Genomic DNA, 17,190 nt, shown 5'->3' on the forward strand with positions numbered 1-17,190 from the left:
CTCCTGCCGTGTCCGGACCGGTGGAGGCGGCCGACGGGTGCCGACCCGCAGGCGGCCCACCAGCTGAGAGGAGCCCCACCCATGTCGGACACCCGTCCGCTCACCGGCGTCCCCGCCCCGACCCCGTCCCGCTCGACCGTGGCCGTACTCGGCCCCGGAGGAGTCGGAGGACTGCTCGCCGCGCTGCTCGCCCGCGCCGGTCACCGGGTGATCTGCATCGCCGGCGACGAGACCGCACACGCCCTGCAGCACGGCGGAATCCGCGTGCACAGCGGGCAGTTCGGCGACTTCACCGTTCCGGTCGAGGCGGACACCCTGCTGCGCGTGCCGGTCGACCTGTGCCTGATGTCGGTCAAGCACACCGCGCTCGACACGGCGCTCGACCGCGTGCCACCCGGTCTCCTCGACGGCGGCCTCGTAGTGCCCCTACTCAACGGCATCGAGCACATGGACACCCTGCGGGCACGCCACGGCGCGCGGCGGGTGGTGCCGGCGGTGATTCGCGTCGAGTCGACCCGCACCGCGCCGGGAGTCATCGTGCACGGCAGTCCGTTCGTCGAGATCGACGTGGCCGGTGTGCCGGACCGTCTCGCCCCGCTCGCCGCGCTGCTCACGGCCGCCGGCGTGGACACCCGGGTGGTGCCCGAAGAGAACGCCGTCCTGTGGGCGAAACTGGCCTTCCTGGCCCCGTTCGCCCTCCTGACCACCCGCTACCGCCTGCCGATCGGCGACATCCGGTCCGAGCGGCGCGAGGAGTTGGCGGCGCTGGTCGAGGAGACCGCCGCGGTGAGCCGGGCCTGTGGCGGGCCAGGGGATGCCGCTCAGCTCCTGGCGCGCTACGACACCTTTCCGCCCGGCAGCAGATCGTCCATGCAACGCGACGCGGAGGCGGGCCGCCCGCTGGAACTCGACGCGATCGGGGGCGCCGTGCTGCGCGCGGCAGAGCGACACGGGATTCCCGTACCGCTCTTGGCGCGCCTGGTGACGGAGCTGTCGGCCGACTGAGCGGCGGCGTTCGGGCTACGTGGGCTGTTCGGTCCCCTCGGGCGGGAGCGCGGGTGCCCGTCGGCCCGAGGCGAAGACGTGCCGGATACGGCGCAGGGCCGTCGGGTCGGTGAGAGGGTTGCCGTCGGTGACGACGAGGTCGGCGCGCATTCCGGTGGTCAGTGCACCCGTGTCGGTCAGGCCGAGGGCATGGGCGGCGCCGGTGGTGGCCATGTCGAGGACTTCGCAGCGGCCGAAGCCGAGGGTGGCGAAGAAGTCGAGCATGCCGACGTAGTCGCCGAACGCGGCGCCCGGCACGCCGGCGTCGGTACCGGCGATGAACCGGACGCCGTCCTTGCGCATCCTGCGGATCGTCTCGGAAATCGCGTCCGCGCGTTCCGCTCCCAGTTGCCTGCGGAAGAGTTGCCAGTCGCCGGATACACAGCGGCAGACCGCTATGTCGTTCTCGACCATACGGCGGGTGATCTCCGGGTCGTAGCCGATGCCTTCGGCGGTGCGCCAGGAGCAGTGCTCGATGGTGCGGACACCCGCGTCCACACAGTGGGCGATGACGTCCGTGCCGTGGGCGTGCGCGGCCACCGCCAAGCCGTGCCGGGCGGCTTCCTCGACGATCAGCCGCAGTTGGCGGGCGGTGAACTGCGCCTCCCACATCCGTGGGCCGTTGGGCGTGAGGGCGCCACCTGAGGCCATGACCTTGATCAGGTCGGCTCCGGCCGCCGCGTTGCGGGCGATCCCGGCGCGAATGTCGTCGTCGGATACGGCGGTGGAGCGCAACGGACCCAGATGTGCAAAGAGTTGCATGCGCGACCGTGACGGGTCACGATCACCCGGGCGTCATGCCTCGTTCGGGGTGAGCTCGGCCTGTTGGGCCGGTGCGGGCGCGGGCTTCTTCGCCGCCCTGCGCTCGGGCGCGGTGAGCAGCGCGAAGCCCGCCACCAGGGCGGCGATGACGGCGGAGGCCGGCGCCAGCCAGAGCACACCGGCGACGGAGAGCACCGCGCCGCCGATGCCGGCGCCGAGCGCGGTGCCGACGTAGTTCATCGACCCGTTCAGGCTCAGGGCGACGGTGGCCACGTCACCACCCGCGACGAAGACCCGGCTCTGCTGCGGGATGAACAGCGCGGAGCCCATCAGGCCGAGGATGAACAGTGTCACCAGGGTCGGCACGAACCAGTGCTGGACCACGGCCAGCAGGGCCGATCCGAGGGTGACGATGCCCAGCCCGCTGGTGAGCACGGTCAGCGAGGAGAACCGGTCCGCGAACTTGCCGACCAGTCGGTTGCCCAGGAAGAAGCCCGCGCCGTAGACCAACAGCGCGCCCAGGATCGCGTTGCTGCTGCCGGAGGTGCTGACCCCGACGATGGCCGCGGAGTAGGAGGAGATCAGGAACGTGGGCGCGAGCACCAGGGCGCTCACCGCGAGGAGGATGAGGATGCGCGGGTTCACGAGCACCGCGAGCCTCTCCCGCATTGTCGTCGCGGGCAGCGTCATCGACGGCATCGCGATGCCCGCGAGCACCGCGGCCAGCGCCGCGAGCACGACGATCGTCCACAGCGTGCCGCGCCAGCCCCACATCTGACCGATCAGCAGCCCGAAGGGCACGCCGAGGACCGCGGCGAGGCTGGGCCCCGCACCGATCACCGCGAAGGCCCGGGCCCGCTGTTCGGGCGGGGCCAACACCCCGGCGACGGCGAAGGCGTTGGCCTGGAACGCGGCTGCGCCCAGCGCCGCGACGACCCGGCCCACCAGCACGACCGCGTAGGTCGGTCCCGCGGCCTGGAGCACCATGCCGACGAGGAAGGCGATCATGCCCGCACCGATGACGAGGCGCCGGTCCATCCGGCCCGTCAGCGTGGCGATGACCGGAGAGCCGATCGCGTAGGCGACGGCGAAGGCGGTGGTGAGCTGACCGGCGGTGGAGGTGCTCACCAGCAGGTCCTTGGAGATGTCGGGGAGCAGTCCCGGCAACACGAATCCGTCGACACCGAGCACGAACGTGCCGATGGCCAAGATGACTAACCGCCAGGTCGGCGATGAATTCGATGATTGTGGAATCGTCATATCGTGGAGGGTAGTCTATGATTCGATGACGGTCAAAGAATGGAGGGTCTGCGGATGCCACGCACACTGCCCGAGCCGTCCGTCGACTCGTTCGACCTGACGGTCATCCTGAGCGCGCTCGCCGACCCCGGGAGGCGCACGCTGATGCGGGCGCTCTACGACTCCGTCGACCCGATCGACTGCGCGATCCTGGTGGCACGGGTGGACCTGGGGCTGAGCAACCCGACCATCTCCCACCACTACCGGGTGCTGCGGGAGGCGGGCCTGACGAGAACGGTCGCCGACGGCCGCAAGCGGGTGGTCCGTGTCCGCCGCGACGACATGGAGTACCGCTTCCCCGGCCTGCTGCAGGCGATCCTCGGGGCCCCCGAGCGCGACGGGGGCCAAGCCGAGGTCCGGGAAGAACGGGTGTGAGCGCCGGTCATTCGGCGGACGCGGCACCCAGCCATTTCCGTGTGGTGGACACCACCGCGGAACCGTCGAGGTCGGCCAACTTCCCGGCCACGAACTCCTTCGCGAACTGCGAGGTCTGGACGCGGAAGGGCGGGGCCGGGTCGGCCAGCACGTCCAGCACGGTCGCGGCGACCTCCTCCGGAGTCTGCGCCGACGCGAACATCTCGGGGACGTACTCCAAGTAGCCGCCGAGCGCAGGCGTGTAAGGGCCCGCGGCGGCCAGCATCGCGGGGCGGTCCAGGTCGATGTTGTCCACGAACGACGACAGCACCGGGCCGGGCTCGACGATGGACACCGTCACCCCCACCGTGTCGGCCACCGGTGCCAGGCTCTCCAAGTACGCCTCCACCGCGGCCTTGGCGGCGCAGTAGGTCTCGTTGAACGGCTGGCCGACGATCCCGCCGATGCTGCCGATCGTGACCAACCGCCCCCGGCTGGACCGCAGATGGGGCAGGGCGGCCCGGGTGACCGCGATCGTGCCGAAGAAGTTCGTCTCGAAGGCGGCGCGGATCTGGTCCATCGTCAGCAGTTCCAACGTCCCGACGCTGCCCGCGCCGGCGTTGTTCACCACCGCGTCCAGCCGGCCGTACGCCGCCGCCACCTCCGCCACGGTGTCGGTGAGGGAGGTCTCTTCGGTGATGTCCAGGCGACGGATGTCGAGTGTGACGCCGGCCTCGTCGGCGGCCGTCCGCAACGCGCCGGCGCGCTCGGGGTCGCGCAGCGTCGCGACGACGGTGTAGCCCGCCCGGGCCGCTGCCACCGCGGTAGCCAGTCCGATCCCGGACGACGTCCCGGTGATCAGTACGACCCCGCGCGCCGACCCAGCCTTCTCAACCATGTCTTTTCGCCCTCACTGTGACACCGCGCAGCTGCTGCACGCCCATCGGGACCGATGAAAGAAATCAAGAGAACAGTGCGCGACCGACGTTAACGAAGGGCGCCGAGGCCCTGACACCCCAGAATCTGCGGCCCGTTGACCCCTGCACTGGGCGGGAGAATAGGGGCGCTTCCGGGGTTGACCACGCGACGGCGCCGTGAACCAGAAGTGGACCGTGACCCGCTCACCCGTTGACCCGACGCACCTAAGGTCTGTCCGATGGGGCGAGCCCGCGGCGACCGCTCCGTTTCACTGACGATCCCTCATCGATCTTGCTGGGGACTGTGGTTGTGGGAGTCGTTGTGGGGATGACTGAGGTGATCGTCTCCGGTGTGGTGGCGGCGGGCGGTGGGGGCTGCCAGCGACGGGCCAAGTAGGCGCAGAGCACCAGTTGGAGGGTGTGGTAGAGCATCAGCGGGAGCACCGTGATCCCGATCCGGTCCGGTGGGAAGAGCACGGTGGCCATCGGCAGGCCGCTCGCCAGGCTCTTGTTGGAACCGCAGAAGACGGCGGTGACCCGGTCGGCGCGGGGCAGGCGGATCAGTCGCGCGGTGCCGTCGGCCAGGAACAGGACCAGGCCGAGCAGTGCCAGGCAGATCGCGGCCAGCAGGAGTAGCCGCGGTGGCGGGACGCGGTGCCAGATGCCCGTGGTCATCCCGTGGCTGAAGGCGGAGTAGACCACGAGCAGGATCGAGCCGCGGTCGCACAGGGTGGTCAGTGCCCGATGGCGGCTCAGCCAGTCGGCGATCCAGCGGCGCAGTGCCTGTCCGGCGAGGAAGGGCACGAGGAGTTGGAGCGCGATGTCGACGATCCGGGCGGGCGTGATGGGGAGGGCGCCCGGCCCGGGGCCGCTTCCGGTGTGGCTGATGAGGGTGACGGCCAGCAGTGGGGTGAGCACCACGCCGAGGACGGTGGAGAACGACGCCGAACAGATCGCGGCGGCCACGTTGCCGCGGGCCATCGAGGTGAAGGCGATGGCGGACTGGACGGTGGAGGGCAGCACCGTCAAGAAGAGGACACCGGCGGCCAGTTCAGCGCTGAGCACGGTCTCCGGCAACAGTCCGACCGCCAGTCCGGCCGCGGGGAAGACCAGGAAGGTGAGGGCGAGGACGGGGAGGTGCAGTCGCCAGTGCCGTACGCCGTCCAGGGCCGCTCGGGGGGGGAGAGTCGGGCGCCGTAGAGGAAGAAGAGGAGGCCGACCGCCAGGCGGGCGGTGAGCGAGACGCCCTCGGCGGCGGCCCCGTCGGCCGGGGCGACCGCGGCCAGGCCGATGACGCAGAAGAGCGCGACGATGTACCAGTCGACGCGGCGCAGCAGGCCGCGCGGGACCGGGTCGGTGGTTCCGGGGGAAGGGTGCGGCACGGTTTCCTCCGGGGGAGGGCAGCGGTGCGCTGCGGGCAGGGCAGGGGAGATGGGAGAGGGGGGCCGCGCCGGGCGGCCGGTCGGGGTTGCCGGCGCGGCCCCGCTGTCCGGGCCTCAGGCCGCGTGCGGGACGGTGCCTGGGCCGGTGTCGGTGCGTCCGAGGGGCGTCAGTGCGTGGCCTCGGCCGGGGCCCGGTCGTGGTGGCGGCTGATGTTCTGCTCCAGCAGCGTCAGGCACTCGCTGACGCCGACGGCGCCCGGAACGTGTTCGGGCAGACGCCCGTCGGCCTGTTTCAGTTCGGCCAGTGCCTGGTCGATGGCGGTCTGGGCGGCAAAGAGGCAGGGCGTGCTGTAGATCGCGACATCGACGCCGAGCTGCTGCAGCTCGGTCAGCGACAGCCGGGGCGACTTGCCGCCCGCGATCTGGTTGAACAGCAGCGGCTTGTCGCCGATGACGCGGCGCACCTTGTGGATCCAGTCGACGCTGCGCACGCCGTCCACGAGGATCACATCGGCATCGGTCGCGGCCAGGGCCTTGGCCCGGCGCAGGATCTCCTCTTCTTCGGTGGCGTCGGTGCGGGCGACGACGACCAGGTCCCGGCGGGAGCGGAGGACCAGGTCGAGCTTGGCGAGGTACTCCTCCAGCGGCAGCACCTGCTTGCCGTCGACGTGGCCGCAACGCCGCGGACGCTGCTGGTCCTCCAGGATCACCCCGGAGGCACCGATGGCCTCCAGCTGCTGGACGACATGGCAGGCGGTCTCCGGATCGACGTAGCCGTCGTCGATGTCGACCAGCAGATGCTGTTGCGGAAAGGCCATCCGGAGCCGCTGTACGAAGGCGACGATGTCGGGCCAGGCGATGAAGCCGATGTCCGGCAGGCCGTAGTGGGACGCCGCGAAGCCGAAGCCGGAGACGAACATCCCGTCGTAGTGGCGCGCCGCCAGGGACGCGGAGAACATGTCGAAGACGCCGATCAGCGGGGTGGTGCCATCCGCCTGGATCGCGGCTCTTAATCGGTTGGGGTGGTTCACGGTACCCTCCGATGCGTGGTCGCGTGGACTGCGCGTCGCGGCCGACCCGTTGCCTGCCAAAGCGGCGGTCGGTGCGATGCGTCACGGGCCGCACCAACCGGGGGCACGCCGCTCTGGCGTGCCCCCGGTTTTGTCATGCCTGAACTGGCCCGTTCGGTGAGCGGCTTTGCGCCCTCCGTGCCAGAAGGTTAGGAAAAGGATTGGTAATGACGCAACCATGGATTGGTAATGACCGCTGGTAGGCGTCGCTTTTGAGCCGTTCGGCGGGCGGCTCTCCGGCGGCCCGGCAGGCCCCTTGGGACCACGTTGGTGACGGTGTGGCGGACAGCGAATGCCAGGGAAACCCAGCGACTGCCGGCGGCTGTCGGTAGACGGCCTTTCCGCAGGTGGGGCCGTCGAGTTGGGGCCGTGCCGGGCCATCGATATCGGGTTCAAGGCGGCTTCGGTGACGACCCGTTCGAAGGCCGTGGGCGCATGGGCATTACGGCGGATGATTTCACCGGCCTCGGTGTGCGACCTACGGCCGATGTCATGCGGTGTCTGGAGGGTGAGTCGAGGGCGCTGCAGTTGCGACCGCAGGTGGATGAGCGGAAAGGCGTCCTTCGTGAACGATGGTTCTGCCGCGGTGCACATGCCCAAAGCGCCCCAACTCCCAGGAGAATTCCATGCGTTCCTCGTCCTACCGCAAGATGGCAGCAACATGGGCGGCACTCGCCGTGCTGGGCACCGTGGCCACGGCGTCGGTCGCGTCGGCCGACGACAGCGGCAAGAGGCCGCAGTCAGGACCCGCCTACGCGAAGGTGACCGGTAGTGCCGAGTTCGCGCTGCCGTACGTCAAGGACGACGACATCCGTTCGTTCACCTTCGACGCGTCCGCCGCGCCCTACAGCAGACCGCTCCCCGGCATTCCCACCGGCCTGCCCACCGACGCCCGCGGCACGGTGAGGATCTCCCACTACTCGGCCCAACGCCATGTCACCTACACCTCGGAGGGACGGGTGGACTGCCTGGTCACCGGTCCGCACACCGCGACCCTGACCGCCGTCATCACCAAGGTCAGCCCCGGTGGACCGCCCTGGGTGGGCAAGCGGATGGGGTTCAGCGTCTACGACGGCGGCAAGGAAGGGGGCGGCAAGGACCACGGCGGTTCCCGCGACCGGGTGGGATTCTCCTGGAACGGTGTGAACCTGTTGCCGGGCGGCACCGCCGCGGCGCCGGAGGCCGAGGTCGGCACCTGTATGGCGCCGGCCCCCTACGCCCCGGTCACCAAGGGGGGATACACCGTTCAGCACGCCGACCTGCTGCCGCCGCCCCAGGGCTGACACCCGAGGCCGTCCGTCGATCAGGCCACGCATTGCGCAGCACGAGTGGATCGTGCGCTCACGACAGCCGGTGGTGTGACACGCGATGCTGATCGTTGTCCCTCCCGGTGCGCGGCCCGACCGGTCCTGACCCGCTACGGGGGTGTGGGGCAGGACCGGGGCCGGCGGGGAGGGTTCCCGGCCGTGGGCGTGGGCGACAGAGACGCTTGGCGTTGCGGAGCAACTGGGCGTAGAAGCCGTTGCCATCGAGTCGGGACACGCCGCCCGTGTCGCCGATGATCGGGCCGTCGCTGGAAGGCCCGGTAGCCGGTGTTGCTGCCGATGACCCGTCCCTCGGCGTCGACCACGCGGACCTCGCCGAGGTCCGGGCGGCCGAGGAGCCCGTTGAGGAAGTCGAGGCGGAACTCACCCACCACGGCGGTGCCGCGGCGGCCGGGGAGCTCGGCGGTGGCGGTGGCGGTGACGACGGGCTTGGCGCCGCCGTGCCCGCTCACCTGGAACCGCTTGTCGGACGAGCCCTTGCCCGGCGCGGTGTGGGGCGCGCGGCCGGCCCTGGCGAGGACCTCGCCGTCCGGCCCGAGTACGAACAGGAGTTGCTGCGGCCGCCCGCCCCAGGACAGCAGGGCGAGGGTGAGCAGCCGGGACTGGCCGTCGGGGAGCCGCACCACGCGCGGGGCGAGGCCGTCCGCGCCGTCGAGCCGGGTGCGGTCGATCGCGGCGAGTGGGACGTTCTCCCCGCATGCGCCGAGGAGTTTGCCGGACCTGATCTCGATGACGGCGGTGCCGCGCCACTTCTGGTAGACGCTGCCGACCCTGTCCAGGACGGTGTCCGGCCGAGTGGGTGGCCCCCGTATCGTTGGTGTGGCCATGACTGCGCACCAGAAGTCCCCCACGACCCTCGCCGCTTCGGCGGCCGTCCTGCTCGCCCTGCTCGCTTCACTCGTCGCCTGCGGCGGCTCGGGCCGTACGGGCGGCTCCGCCGCGCACGACGCCGGGGCGACGACCCGGCCCGGCGATGCGGCGGAGCCGAGCGGGGCCCCGCCGGTCCGGCTCGACCGCCGGATCGCCGCCTACGCCGCCGGGTTCTCCGAGCACACCGGATACCAGCAGCCCCGCCGCGACGACCGGCGGACGATGGCCGAAGCCGTCGGACTGGTCCTCGACGGCCGGCGCGACGCGGCCGCGCAACGGCTGAACACCATCGACTACCAACTGCGCGTCGAAGTCGACGCCGCCACGCACCGCCCGTACGCGGAGATCTCCGACCGTTCGACGCGGAACCCCGCCCCCCGCGGCTGGGGCCGGGTCTACATCGACCTCTCCGCGCCGGTGCGCTGGTCGGTCCAGGTGCCGCACCCGGTCGCCGACCGGCACACCGAACTGCTCGGCGCACGCGTGCTGTTGAACTCCCCCGGGGGCGTCCTGGTCATCGCGGGCGCGCACCGTCGCGCCGGCCGTGACGGCGCGGCCGACGTCGCCCACCGCCGCGACACCGTCTTCGACGCCGTCTGCGACGAACTGGCCGCCCGCGGCCTCCCCGGCATCCAGGTACACGGCTTCGCCGACGACTCCGCCCCCGGCTACGACGTCATCGCCTCGCCCGGTATCGGGAGCGCCGGCCGCGCCGACGGCCGGGCCCTCGCGAACGCCCTGACCGACGACGCCTTCCAGGTGTGCCGGGCCTGGCTCCGCTCCTGCCCGCTGGAAGGCACCGAGAACGTCCAGGGCCGCGCGGCGGCCGACCGCCATATCCCCTTCCTGCACGTCGAGTTCGCCAACTCCGTCCGCACGGACAACCGACGGCTGGACCGCGCGGCATCCGCCGTACAGACCCTCACCCGCGAGTGGACCCGGCACAATCCGACGACGGGACGACGCTGACGGCGGCCCGGGCGACGCCGACGACCGCCCGGACGAGGCCGACGACGGTCCGGACGGCGAGGAGAAGTGTCGCGGCCTGCTCCCCGGGACGGCGCTGGCCGCGGCTCCCGCCACCGGCCACGACCTGCCGTACGCGCGAAGAGCCGTTCCGGATCCCGGCCCGCCATGTCGCCGGCGTGGAAGTCAACGTCAGCATCGCCAACTTGTTCTTCCGCGAGTACCACGGCTGCTCCGACTCGGTCCGTCAGAAGCTGAAGCTCATCAGCGCCGCGGACGTTGTGCGGGCCGTGGCCTCGAAGAAGCTCACCAACGTCTCGTAAGCCCCCTTCAGATACTCGGGTTCGTCCTCGTCCTCGGGATCCCAGATGTTGGGGTACACCTCTTCCTCGGTCATCCGAACCGGGTCGTAATGGGTGACCAGCCGCTCCCACGGCAGCGCCCGCAGCCTCCTCGCCGTCGCCCGGACGCTCTCGACGTCCCAGGTGAACAGCGAACCTTCGTCGTCTATCGGGTTACCGTCCATCAGGAACTCCAGGGGCTCATCGGCCTCGCCGAGCAGGAACTCCAGGCCGGCCCACGCCTTGTCGAGGTATGCCTCGGGGTTGTCCGGCCGGAGCTCGTCGATCTTCCAGAGGAAGTCCCGCGCCCACTCGGGGTCCTGCTCCGCCCTGTCCAGTTCCTCCGGCGTCACGCAGGTGAACGAGATGACCATGCCCATGAAGGCAGCCCCCATCATCGAGTCGAGATCGATCCATCGCTACGAAGAACGAGTGTTCCAGGCCCCACTGACAGTCCGAGCCGACAGCCCGAACGAGGATGTGGACACCGGGGCAAGGCGGGCATCGCATCGCCTGCGTGCGCGACGTGCCCGGATCAGAAGCGATAGCAACCAGTCAGGCACGCAATAGAATTGGTCAGTGCCGAGCAAAGCCGGGCGAGGCGTGGGTGTGCGTCCCTACCGTGATCACGCCGTGCCCATCGGCGCGGTGTGGCGGAGCGACAGACGAGGGGCGGGGCTATGAAGCCACGGTTCGGCATTCTGGTGATGGTCTGTGTCATGGCATCGGGCGCGGTGGGTACGGGCACGGCCCAGGCTGCGTCCACGTCCACGTCCACGTCCACGTCCACGTCTGCCTCTGCGCCGGCGTCGATGCTGCCTTCCCGTGCCGCTGTCCAGGCGGAGATCTTCGCCACCAACAACACCGATCAGATCACCGACCCGGCCGACCCGCGACTCAGGACGCGACTGATCCGATTCGACCGGGAGGTGCGGGACGTCGTCCGCTCCCATCACGCCCGCACCGGCAGTTCCCGCCTCCTGGACGGGGTGTTCTGGTCGTCGGAGCTGAAGAAGACGACGTACGAGCGGTCGCGTGAGTTCGATGTGAACCGTGTCTCCGCCGACGGGCTGCACCACATCGCCGGTGTGCTGGCCAAGCAGTACCACCAGGAGTCGGTACTGACCTTCCGCTACCTGCCACGGACGGCAGCCGACACCAATGCGGTCGACATCGAGGCGCCGGGGGTCGACGCCCGACGCCTGCACGATGCGCTGGTGGCGGACCCGGTCGCCCGCGACCGGCTGGGCGGCGGGTCCGTCACCACCGGCGGGCGGCTGGTCCTGATCGCCCCGCTCGACGACCTCGCCCTGGCCCGGAAGTTCGTCGCCGGGCTCGGCGTCGACTGGGCGACGGCACGGGTGCGGTACGGGGCGGAGGAGTTCGTGAGCTAGGGCGTGTCTGCCGCCCGCCGGACCTCCGTTCCGGGTGGGGTACGTTCGGCGTATGAGGTACCTCAGGCGCCAGACGTCCCTGACGCCCCGGACTGCCGGGCCCCGCGCCGGCGGGAAGACCGGTGTCTGTCCGAAGGCGCGTGAACGTGGCCGCGCGGGTCATCTCCGCGATCCGCCGTTCGGTGTCCGGGCGGTGTGGGCGATACGGGAGCGTCACCAAATGCCGGGGATGAGCCGGCGGGTCCGGGCGGCGTAGGACCTGTACTCCTCGCCCAGGGCGTCGAGCAGCATCCGCTCCTCGACGTGGATGCGGTACCCCACTGCGATCAGGGCGCATGCGGTGAACACCAGCGCGGATGCGACGTTGTCGGTGAGGAGTGCGAGATCCAGGCCGGCGACCAGGATGCCGGTGTAGGCGGGGTGTCGTACCCAGCGGTACGGTCCCGAGCTGACGACCCGGTGGCCGTGTTGGATGTGCACGGTGCCGCGGAAGAAGCGGCCCAGCGTGACGATGGCCCACAGGCGGAGGCCCACCGCGGCCCAGGCCACCAGAAGCACGGCGACTTCCAGGGGCGGCACGTTCGTGGAGTACGACAGGCCGGGCAACGCGTGCCGCAGCGGCGCCGCCAGCGCGATTCCGCCGCCGATCAGCACCGGGAAGATCAGCAGGCTGAGCCACTCGGTGCGCTCGGTTCGCGCACTGCGGGTCCGCTGTCGGATCTGGAGCAGGATCTCGGCCGCCGCCCAGACCCAGATGGTGAGGGTGAGTGCGGTGTTGATGACGTGGTGCACCACGGCACCTCCCGGACGTCCAGGATCCCGTACCTCGCCACGGGATCGCGCGATGCCACCATCGCACCCGGACCGGGTGGAGCGGCTCAACTCATGGGTGGAGAGCGGGTGGAGAGCCCCCGCATGCCGTTCTGGCGCGCCGGTTTCTTCGTGCTTTATTCCCCCGAAGCGGTCCCCGTCAGGCGCGATCCGGGGTGTACCCGAGAGTAGTGGGCCACGGCAATCGTGCCCTGATGCTGTGGACCAATCCAGGGGCGTGAGTGAATTCTGCCTTCCGTTTAAAAACTTGGTGTGTGCGGTGAGTGAAGGGTGTGCCGTTTCGCTCTTCTCGACCCGCGCGAGCGTGCAATCTAAAGCATGGCGGGAGTCGTTCAAGGGGCTCCCACTGCAGTGCGCCACGCATTGCGACTCACTTCTAGAGAAAAAGGACGCTCATCATCATGAGCAACACCTCGGGCATTGAGACCCGCGAGATAGCCGACGACGACCTCGACAACGTCGCGGGTGGTCTCTCCGTCAGCGGCTCCCTGAATGGCCTGACCGCCACGTTCGCCCCGGGCCCGAATGGCCTGCCCATCCTGACCGGCGGCGGCGTGAAGTCCCTCAGCATTACTGTCTCGGACATTCCCCTGGGCCCGATCGGCCACTGAGATACCACCTGCGGCCGAGACACGGCTATGGCGCGGTGCTCGGCCGATGGTATCCGCAACCGCCCTGGGTAGATGTGGGGTAATTCGGGGTTCTGCGTGACGTCGGCCTTCAAGACCTGATGGTGGTCTTGAAGGCCGACGTTGTCGCATGGGGTGGTGGTTGACGATGTCCGGGCCGCCGAAGGGGAGTTGACAGACCTGTGCCCCTGGTGGGGTGGGGGCGGGGCCCGCGTTCCGCAGTCCGCCCCTTAAGGCTCCTGCCGCCCCTCGGCCTCGAACCTCGCGTACAGATCGCGGTCGCGCCACGAATCGGAGAAAGCTTCCAGCATCGCCTCGTAGAGTCGAAGATGGCTGACGTCCCTCAAGGGCGCGGAGATGCGGCGGGAAATGGCTTCTTCCACCGCGGGCCATCGCAACTCGTGCATGACAAAGGAGACCAGTTCGACGACGCCTTCCCGCATCGAATCGATCAACGCGACGAGTTCTGCCTCGAATTGTGACTGCCGGTCGGGGTTACGCCGCAGTAACTCAAGCGCGCGCTCCAGATTTGTTTCAAGAACCTCAACTCCGCATGAGTGTTCGGCGGAATCCAGGACATCTTGAGCGATGCTCTGAAAGCGTGTGAGGGGATCAGCAGCCGGGCTTTCCCCAGGCGGCGTTGTACTTCCCATCCGCATTGAGTCCGTTTCTGTTGAATGCGTCGACGGCCGCCTTCTGTGCGCGTGCCCCGTAAGGCCGGTAGTGTCCGGACTTATTGTCGAGATAGACTACCTGGCCGCCCTTGGTCTTGAACTCGCCGGCGGCCAGCACCGGGTTGCCACGGGCGAGGTTGATATGCCCTGCCGTTCTCTTGCCGATGACGAGATCGCCGTTCTCCAGCACCACGTAGAGGTAGTTTCCGGATCGTTCCAGCGCGGTTTTCGGCGGGATCGGTTTGAACCAGTCGGGCTTGTCCTCGGGAATCAGGTTCGAGAAGGAATTCGGGTCGTCGTCGCCGTCCTGGGCGAGGATCGATGCCTTGCCCGCCTGTGCGTGGTACGCGTGGAATCCGCCGGTCGAGAGGCTGGCGCTGGGGCGGAAGCCGCTGGCCTTGCTGCAGCCCGTGTTGTCGCGTTCCCGCTTCACGCCGTTGACGAGCTTCTGGACCTCGACCGTGGCCAGTGCGCGTGCGGTGATCAGCCATTGGGCGTTGTAGGGGATGCGGTACTGGACCGGGCGGCCGCCGTTCGCGCGGGAACGGGCCTGGGCATCGGCCTTCTTCTGGGCCTCGACCGACGCGAAGACCGTTCCGGCGCCCGGATCGGAGCACGAGAGGTCGCCGGCGACGGTGGCGCCGGCGACGGCGAACGAGCTCGGCGAGCTGGTGCAGCGGCCGGCGGACCTGCCGTCGATGCTGAAGGAGGCGGTCATGACGGCGGTGACCTGACCGCCCGTCAGGCGGCTCTTCGCGCTGGTGGTGATCTGGCCGACGAAGCCGCTGTTCGCGGTGCACCCGCCCGAGCTGCACTTCACGGTTCCGGAGCCGTTGAGGGCCAGGGATATGCCACTGTCGGTGGCGTTGCTGAGCTCCTTGGTCTGCTTCTCCAGGTTGCTGAACATCGGCTCGACGGCATCGCCGGTGACCGGGGTCAGGTCCATGCCCTGGGAGTCGCTCCCCGCGAGCGGGCCTTCGGTGACCGTCGGGGTCTGCGACGGATCCTCGCGGGAATCCCGCGCCGCCATCGGCCTTATCGCCGCCGAGAGCGGTCGCGTCCCCGCGGTGGAGCCGCCGGTCGACCGCGACGGCCCGTAGGGCTCCAGGCGCAGCACACGGTAGGGCTTCTGGGCGGTGATGAGCAGTCGGCCCGCGGGCGTGTCCGCCGCGAGGGCCGCCGTGCCGTTCACCGTGGCGGGCCGCTGGACGGATGCGCCGGGCGACGGTGCGTCGGCCATGTCGTCCAGGAGCCCGGAGAGCAGCATCGCCAGCACGGCCGGGGACGGTGTGCGCTTGACGACGTCGTCAGCCGAGCCGGAACTGCCGTCCCCGGCTGCCCATTTGTTCGAGTCCGTGGCGCCGGGCAAGTCCTGTCTGCGGGTGAAGGTCTTGCCGCCCACGTGCAGGATCGCGCGGTCGAGCCCGCTGCCGTAGCCCGTGGTGCCGTAGCGACTGCCGGAGGGGGTGACCGTGATGTCGCGTTTGCTGAGGCCGGCGGAAGAGGAGTCCTTGTACTGCAGTCCGGGGGCCGCGGCCAGCTCCGCCAGGGCCTGTTGGAACGGCTCCAGGTTCTGCTTGGCCGCCGCCGGTTGGCGCGAGCCGGAGGTGTTGTTCCAGAGCAGCACTCCGGCCACCAGGGCCAGGACCAGCGCTCCGACCGAGCCGAAGAGGAGGAAACGCCCGCGCCGCCCCGAGGGGTGCAACCGCTGCGCCGGGCCGCCGGCCGCCGGTTCTGAGGCCGGGGGCCCGTAGGGAAAGCCCTGCGGAGGCACGTGCGGGGCCTGCGGTGGTGGGGGCGGCGGTGGCCCGAAGGCGCCGGGTGGCGGACCGAACAGGCCGCGCTCCGGCGGCCCTTCCGGGCTTCCCGGCTGCCGTTCTTGTGGTGGCCATTGGCCGTCCTGGCGTGTCGGCTCCGTCATGGATTCCCCCTAGGCCGTCGGTGTCGAGGCAGTGATGCCCTCATGCCACCGGCGCTCTTCGATTCCCCAACTCACATGCGAGCAGGGGAGGTTCATTGTTCTGCACGGCCGGCTTGGCCACCAGATCGCCGACACGTCAAGGCCCACCGCCCCGTCGCAGGGTAGGGAGCGCGAGTGAAACGGGGATGAAATCGAGAGCTGTTGGGCGTCGAGGTCGGCATGGGCGGCCTTCGCCATGGTCGACGGCCGGCGGCCGACGGCCGTGCGTGGCCCGGGGGAACTGGACCCGGCCCTCGCGGAGCATGTCGCTCGCGACGTACGCCACTTGGGCCGGAGCGCAGCCGACGCGACCCAACTCGCCCTCCGCCACGCCGTATCCGCGGTATCCGCCGTATCCATTGTGTCGGCCAACGCGGACGATGCGGACGATGTGTACGACGGGGACGACGAGGTGACGAGGGCGACGGGGAGGACGCACGCCGCCAACGGTCCGCCGTGCCGCTGTGCGGGTGGCCGGCGGTCACCTGAGCGGGAGCCCCGCACCTGCCAGGCACGCATGGTGAACATCGAGTCGCGTCACGCGACCGGGGGTGTGAGGATGGAGCTGACACGTGGGGCTGCCACAGTCGCCACCGTGCAGGACGCGGGCTATTGCTTCACGCAACGGTTAGTGCGCCGCGTCAAGAGTGAAATGCACCTTTTTCCTGAATTTTCAAAAAAATCCTTGTTTGCGGCGTTGGGGCGACGTAATGTCGAGAGCGTCGTAGCCAGGCGTTCCGTCTGGGCGAGCCTGATGGACCCACCCTGCGGGCGCACTGAATCGCCACCGGAAAGACGATCCGGGAAAGGGTTGCGGCAAGGCTCGATGCACAGGAGGCGAAGATGACCTTCAAGGCACTCTTCCCCCGCTACCGCGTGAATGATCGGGGCCGTTACGTACGCGGCGGTGGCTGCGGTGGCTGCGGTGACTGGGGCTGGTGCGACGATGACGACTACGGCTACTTCCGCCGTCCCTTCCGGGGGCGTGGCGGCAACGTCGTCATCATCCGCTGAAAGCTCGATCCGCTGTCATGACACTCGCTTGACTGTGAGGGCGACGCTCCCCTGGGCCGTTGGTCCTCCTCGTGCCCGGCGCGCACCGCAAGATGCGGCTCGCGCCGGGCGTCGGGCCGCCGCCGAACCGTCCGGCGGCACCCGCTGATACAAGGAACTCGACGATCTCCCATTGCAACGAAAGCGGCACAGGAGGTCCCGTCAGGCTGCCCATGCTGTTCACGAAGTAGTGTCCGGGCCGCTGACCGCCGTGCGCCGGTCGGCCCCGTAGGTGTCGCGCCCCGGAAGTCGCAGGCATGCGCCCCTTTTGACGTTACGTCAGGGCGCCCGGACTCGGTTCCCCAGCCGTTCGGCATCG

Annotated in this window: 16 protein-coding genes and 1 pseudogene; 7 read left to right on the plus strand and 10 right to left on the minus strand. The window is 69.8% G+C overall.

Going from position 1 to position 17,190, the window contains the following annotated elements; all coding sequences use genetic code 11:
• Positions 1-81: 81 nt before the first annotated feature.
• The gene (locus tag MOV08_RS37315) at positions 82-1,005 is read left to right on the plus strand and encodes a ketopantoate reductase family protein (protein ID WP_275310584.1); all 924 of its coding nucleotides are present in this window, start codon (positions 82-84) and stop codon (positions 1,003-1,005) included.
• A gap of 15 nt (positions 1,006-1,020) precedes the next feature.
• On the opposite strand, the gene MOV08_RS37320 is transcribed toward MOV08_RS37315, so the two are convergent.
• Together MOV08_RS37320 and MOV08_RS37325 are read right to left on the minus strand one after the other, a co-directional pair.
• A complete protein-coding gene (locus MOV08_RS37320; protein ID WP_275310585.1) occupies positions 1,021-1,806 on the minus strand; it encodes an amidohydrolase family protein in 786 nt (261 codons plus the stop codon).
• Positions 1,807-1,839: 33 nt separating this feature from the next.
• Complete coding sequence (locus MOV08_RS37325) at positions 1,840-3,015, minus strand: MFS transporter (protein ID WP_275310586.1); 1,176 nt, start codon at positions 3,013-3,015, stop codon at positions 1,840-1,842.
• A gap of 105 nt (positions 3,016-3,120) precedes the next feature.
• On the opposite strand from MOV08_RS37325, the gene MOV08_RS37330 reads away from it, so the two are divergent.
• A complete protein-coding gene (locus MOV08_RS37330; protein WP_052287135.1) occupies positions 3,121-3,480 on the plus strand; it encodes an ArsR/SmtB family transcription factor in 360 nt (119 codons plus the stop codon).
• Between the two features lie 7 nt (positions 3,481-3,487).
• On the opposite strand, the gene MOV08_RS37335 is transcribed toward MOV08_RS37330, so the two are convergent.
• The 3 genes and pseudogenes from MOV08_RS37335 to MOV08_RS37350 all read right to left on the minus strand — a co-directional run bounded on the left by MOV08_RS37335 (position 3,488) and on the right by MOV08_RS37350 (position 6,789).
• A complete protein-coding gene (locus tag MOV08_RS37335; protein ID WP_275310587.1) occupies positions 3,488-4,357 on the minus strand; it encodes an SDR family oxidoreductase in 870 nt (289 codons plus the stop codon).
• Between the two features lie 244 nt (positions 4,358-4,601).
• Positions 4,602-5,758 (minus strand): annotated as a pseudogene (locus tag MOV08_RS37340) (bile acid:sodium symporter family protein).
• Between the two features lie 167 nt (positions 5,759-5,925).
• Positions 5,926-6,789, minus strand: coding sequence for an isocitrate lyase/PEP mutase family protein (locus MOV08_RS37350; RefSeq protein ID WP_039638656.1), 864 nt, complete (start codon positions 6,787-6,789; stop codon positions 5,926-5,928).
• 665 nt (positions 6,790-7,454) lie between these two features.
• Between MOV08_RS37350 and MOV08_RS37355 the strand changes: the two genes are divergently transcribed.
• Complete coding sequence (locus MOV08_RS37355; RefSeq protein WP_275310589.1) at positions 7,455-8,111, plus strand: hypothetical protein; 657 nt, start codon at positions 7,455-7,457, stop codon at positions 8,109-8,111.
• Between the two features lie 134 nt (positions 8,112-8,245).
• On the opposite strand, the gene MOV08_RS37360 is transcribed toward MOV08_RS37355, so the two are convergent.
• The gene (locus MOV08_RS37360; RefSeq protein ID WP_275312063.1) at positions 8,246-8,980 is read right to left on the minus strand and encodes a hypothetical protein; all 735 of its coding nucleotides are present in this window, start codon (positions 8,978-8,980) and stop codon (positions 8,246-8,248) included.
• Between MOV08_RS37360 and MOV08_RS37365 the strand changes: the two genes are divergently transcribed.
• Positions 8,979-9,992, plus strand: a complete 1,014-nt coding sequence (locus tag MOV08_RS37365) for a hypothetical protein (protein ID WP_275310590.1) — start codon at positions 8,979-8,981, stop codon at positions 9,990-9,992. The two genes, MOV08_RS37360 and MOV08_RS37365, sit on opposite strands and share 2 nt — an antisense overlap.
• 244 nt (positions 9,993-10,236) lie before the next feature.
• On the opposite strand, the gene MOV08_RS37370 is transcribed toward MOV08_RS37365, so the two are convergent.
• On the minus strand, positions 10,237-10,704 hold the full coding sequence (locus tag MOV08_RS37370; RefSeq protein ID WP_275310591.1) for a YfbM family protein: 468 nt from the start codon (positions 10,702-10,704) through the stop codon (positions 10,237-10,239).
• Positions 10,705-11,142: 438 nt separating this feature from the next.
• Here MOV08_RS37370 and MOV08_RS37375 point away from each other — a divergent pair, with 438 nt between their 5' ends.
• Positions 11,143-11,724 (plus strand): hypothetical protein, encoded by a 582-nt coding sequence (locus MOV08_RS37375; protein ID WP_275310592.1) that lies wholly within the window; start codon positions 11,143-11,145, stop codon positions 11,722-11,724.
• Positions 11,725-11,937: 213 nt separating this feature from the next.
• On the opposite strand, the gene MOV08_RS37380 is transcribed toward MOV08_RS37375, so the two are convergent.
• On the minus strand, positions 11,938-12,519 hold the full coding sequence (locus MOV08_RS37380; RefSeq protein WP_239010240.1) for a methyltransferase family protein: 582 nt from the start codon (positions 12,517-12,519) through the stop codon (positions 11,938-11,940).
• A gap of 437 nt (positions 12,520-12,956) precedes the next feature.
• On the opposite strand from MOV08_RS37380, the gene MOV08_RS37385 reads away from it, so the two are divergent.
• The gene (locus MOV08_RS37385) at positions 12,957-13,166 is read left to right on the plus strand and encodes a hypothetical protein (protein ID WP_039638660.1); all 210 of its coding nucleotides are present in this window, start codon (positions 12,957-12,959) and stop codon (positions 13,164-13,166) included.
• A 248-nt stretch (positions 13,167-13,414) separates the two neighbouring features.
• Here the strand turns inward: MOV08_RS37385 and MOV08_RS37390 are convergent, their stop codons facing one another.
• Positions 13,415-13,837 (minus strand): hypothetical protein, encoded by a 423-nt coding sequence (locus MOV08_RS37390; protein WP_275310593.1) that lies wholly within the window; start codon positions 13,835-13,837, stop codon positions 13,415-13,417.
• A complete protein-coding gene (locus MOV08_RS37395; protein ID WP_275310594.1) occupies positions 13,797-15,779 on the minus strand; it encodes a hypothetical protein in 1,983 nt (660 codons plus the stop codon). Before MOV08_RS37395 ends, MOV08_RS37390 begins: the two co-directional genes overlap by 41 nt.
• Before the next feature lie 882 nt (positions 15,780-16,661).
• On the opposite strand from MOV08_RS37395, the gene MOV08_RS37400 reads away from it, so the two are divergent.
• Positions 16,662-16,832 (plus strand): hypothetical protein, encoded by a 171-nt coding sequence (locus tag MOV08_RS37400; RefSeq protein ID WP_159030951.1) that lies wholly within the window; start codon positions 16,662-16,664, stop codon positions 16,830-16,832.
• The last annotated feature ends 358 nt before the right edge of the window (positions 16,833-17,190 follow it).

It is taken from the genome of Streptomyces yunnanensis, from assembly GCF_029011865.1.
GTDB lineage: Bacteria > Actinomycetota > Actinomycetes > Streptomycetales > Streptomycetaceae > Streptomyces > Streptomyces yunnanensis.

Coding starts and splice junctions, on each gene's coding strand:
- MOV08_RS37315 (WP_275310584.1), top strand. CDS start 82: ATGTCGGACACCCGTCCGCTCACCGGCGTCCCCGCCCCGACCCCGTCC.
- MOV08_RS37360 (WP_275312063.1), bottom strand. CDS start 8,980: ATGGCCACACCAACGATACGGGGGCCACCCACTCGGCCGGACACCGTC.
- MOV08_RS37370 (WP_275310591.1), bottom strand. CDS start 10,704: ATGGTCATCTCGTTCACCTGCGTGACGCCGGAGGAACTGGACAGGGCG.
- MOV08_RS37365 (WP_275310590.1), top strand. CDS start 8,979: ATGACTGCGCACCAGAAGTCCCCCACGACCCTCGCCGCTTCGGCGGCC.
- MOV08_RS37390 (WP_275310593.1), bottom strand. CDS start 13,837: ATGGGAAGTACAACGCCGCCTGGGGAAAGCCCGGCTGCTGATCCCCTC.
- MOV08_RS37335 (WP_275310587.1), bottom strand. CDS start 4,357: ATGGTTGAGAAGGCTGGGTCGGCGCGCGGGGTCGTACTGATCACCGGG.
- MOV08_RS37320 (WP_275310585.1), bottom strand. CDS start 1,806: ATGCAACTCTTTGCACATCTGGGTCCGTTGCGCTCCACCGCCGTATCC.
- MOV08_RS37355 (WP_275310589.1), top strand. CDS start 7,455: ATGCGTTCCTCGTCCTACCGCAAGATGGCAGCAACATGGGCGGCACTC.
- MOV08_RS37385 (WP_039638660.1), top strand. CDS start 12,957: ATGAGCAACACCTCGGGCATTGAGACCCGCGAGATAGCCGACGACGAC.
- MOV08_RS37395 (WP_275310594.1), bottom strand. CDS start 15,779: ATGACGGAGCCGACACGCCAGGACGGCCAATGGCCACCACAAGAACGG.
- MOV08_RS37400 (WP_159030951.1), top strand. CDS start 16,662: ATGACCTTCAAGGCACTCTTCCCCCGCTACCGCGTGAATGATCGGGGC.
- MOV08_RS37375 (WP_275310592.1), top strand. CDS start 11,143: ATGCTGCCTTCCCGTGCCGCTGTCCAGGCGGAGATCTTCGCCACCAAC.
- MOV08_RS37330 (WP_052287135.1), top strand. CDS start 3,121: ATGCCACGCACACTGCCCGAGCCGTCCGTCGACTCGTTCGACCTGACG.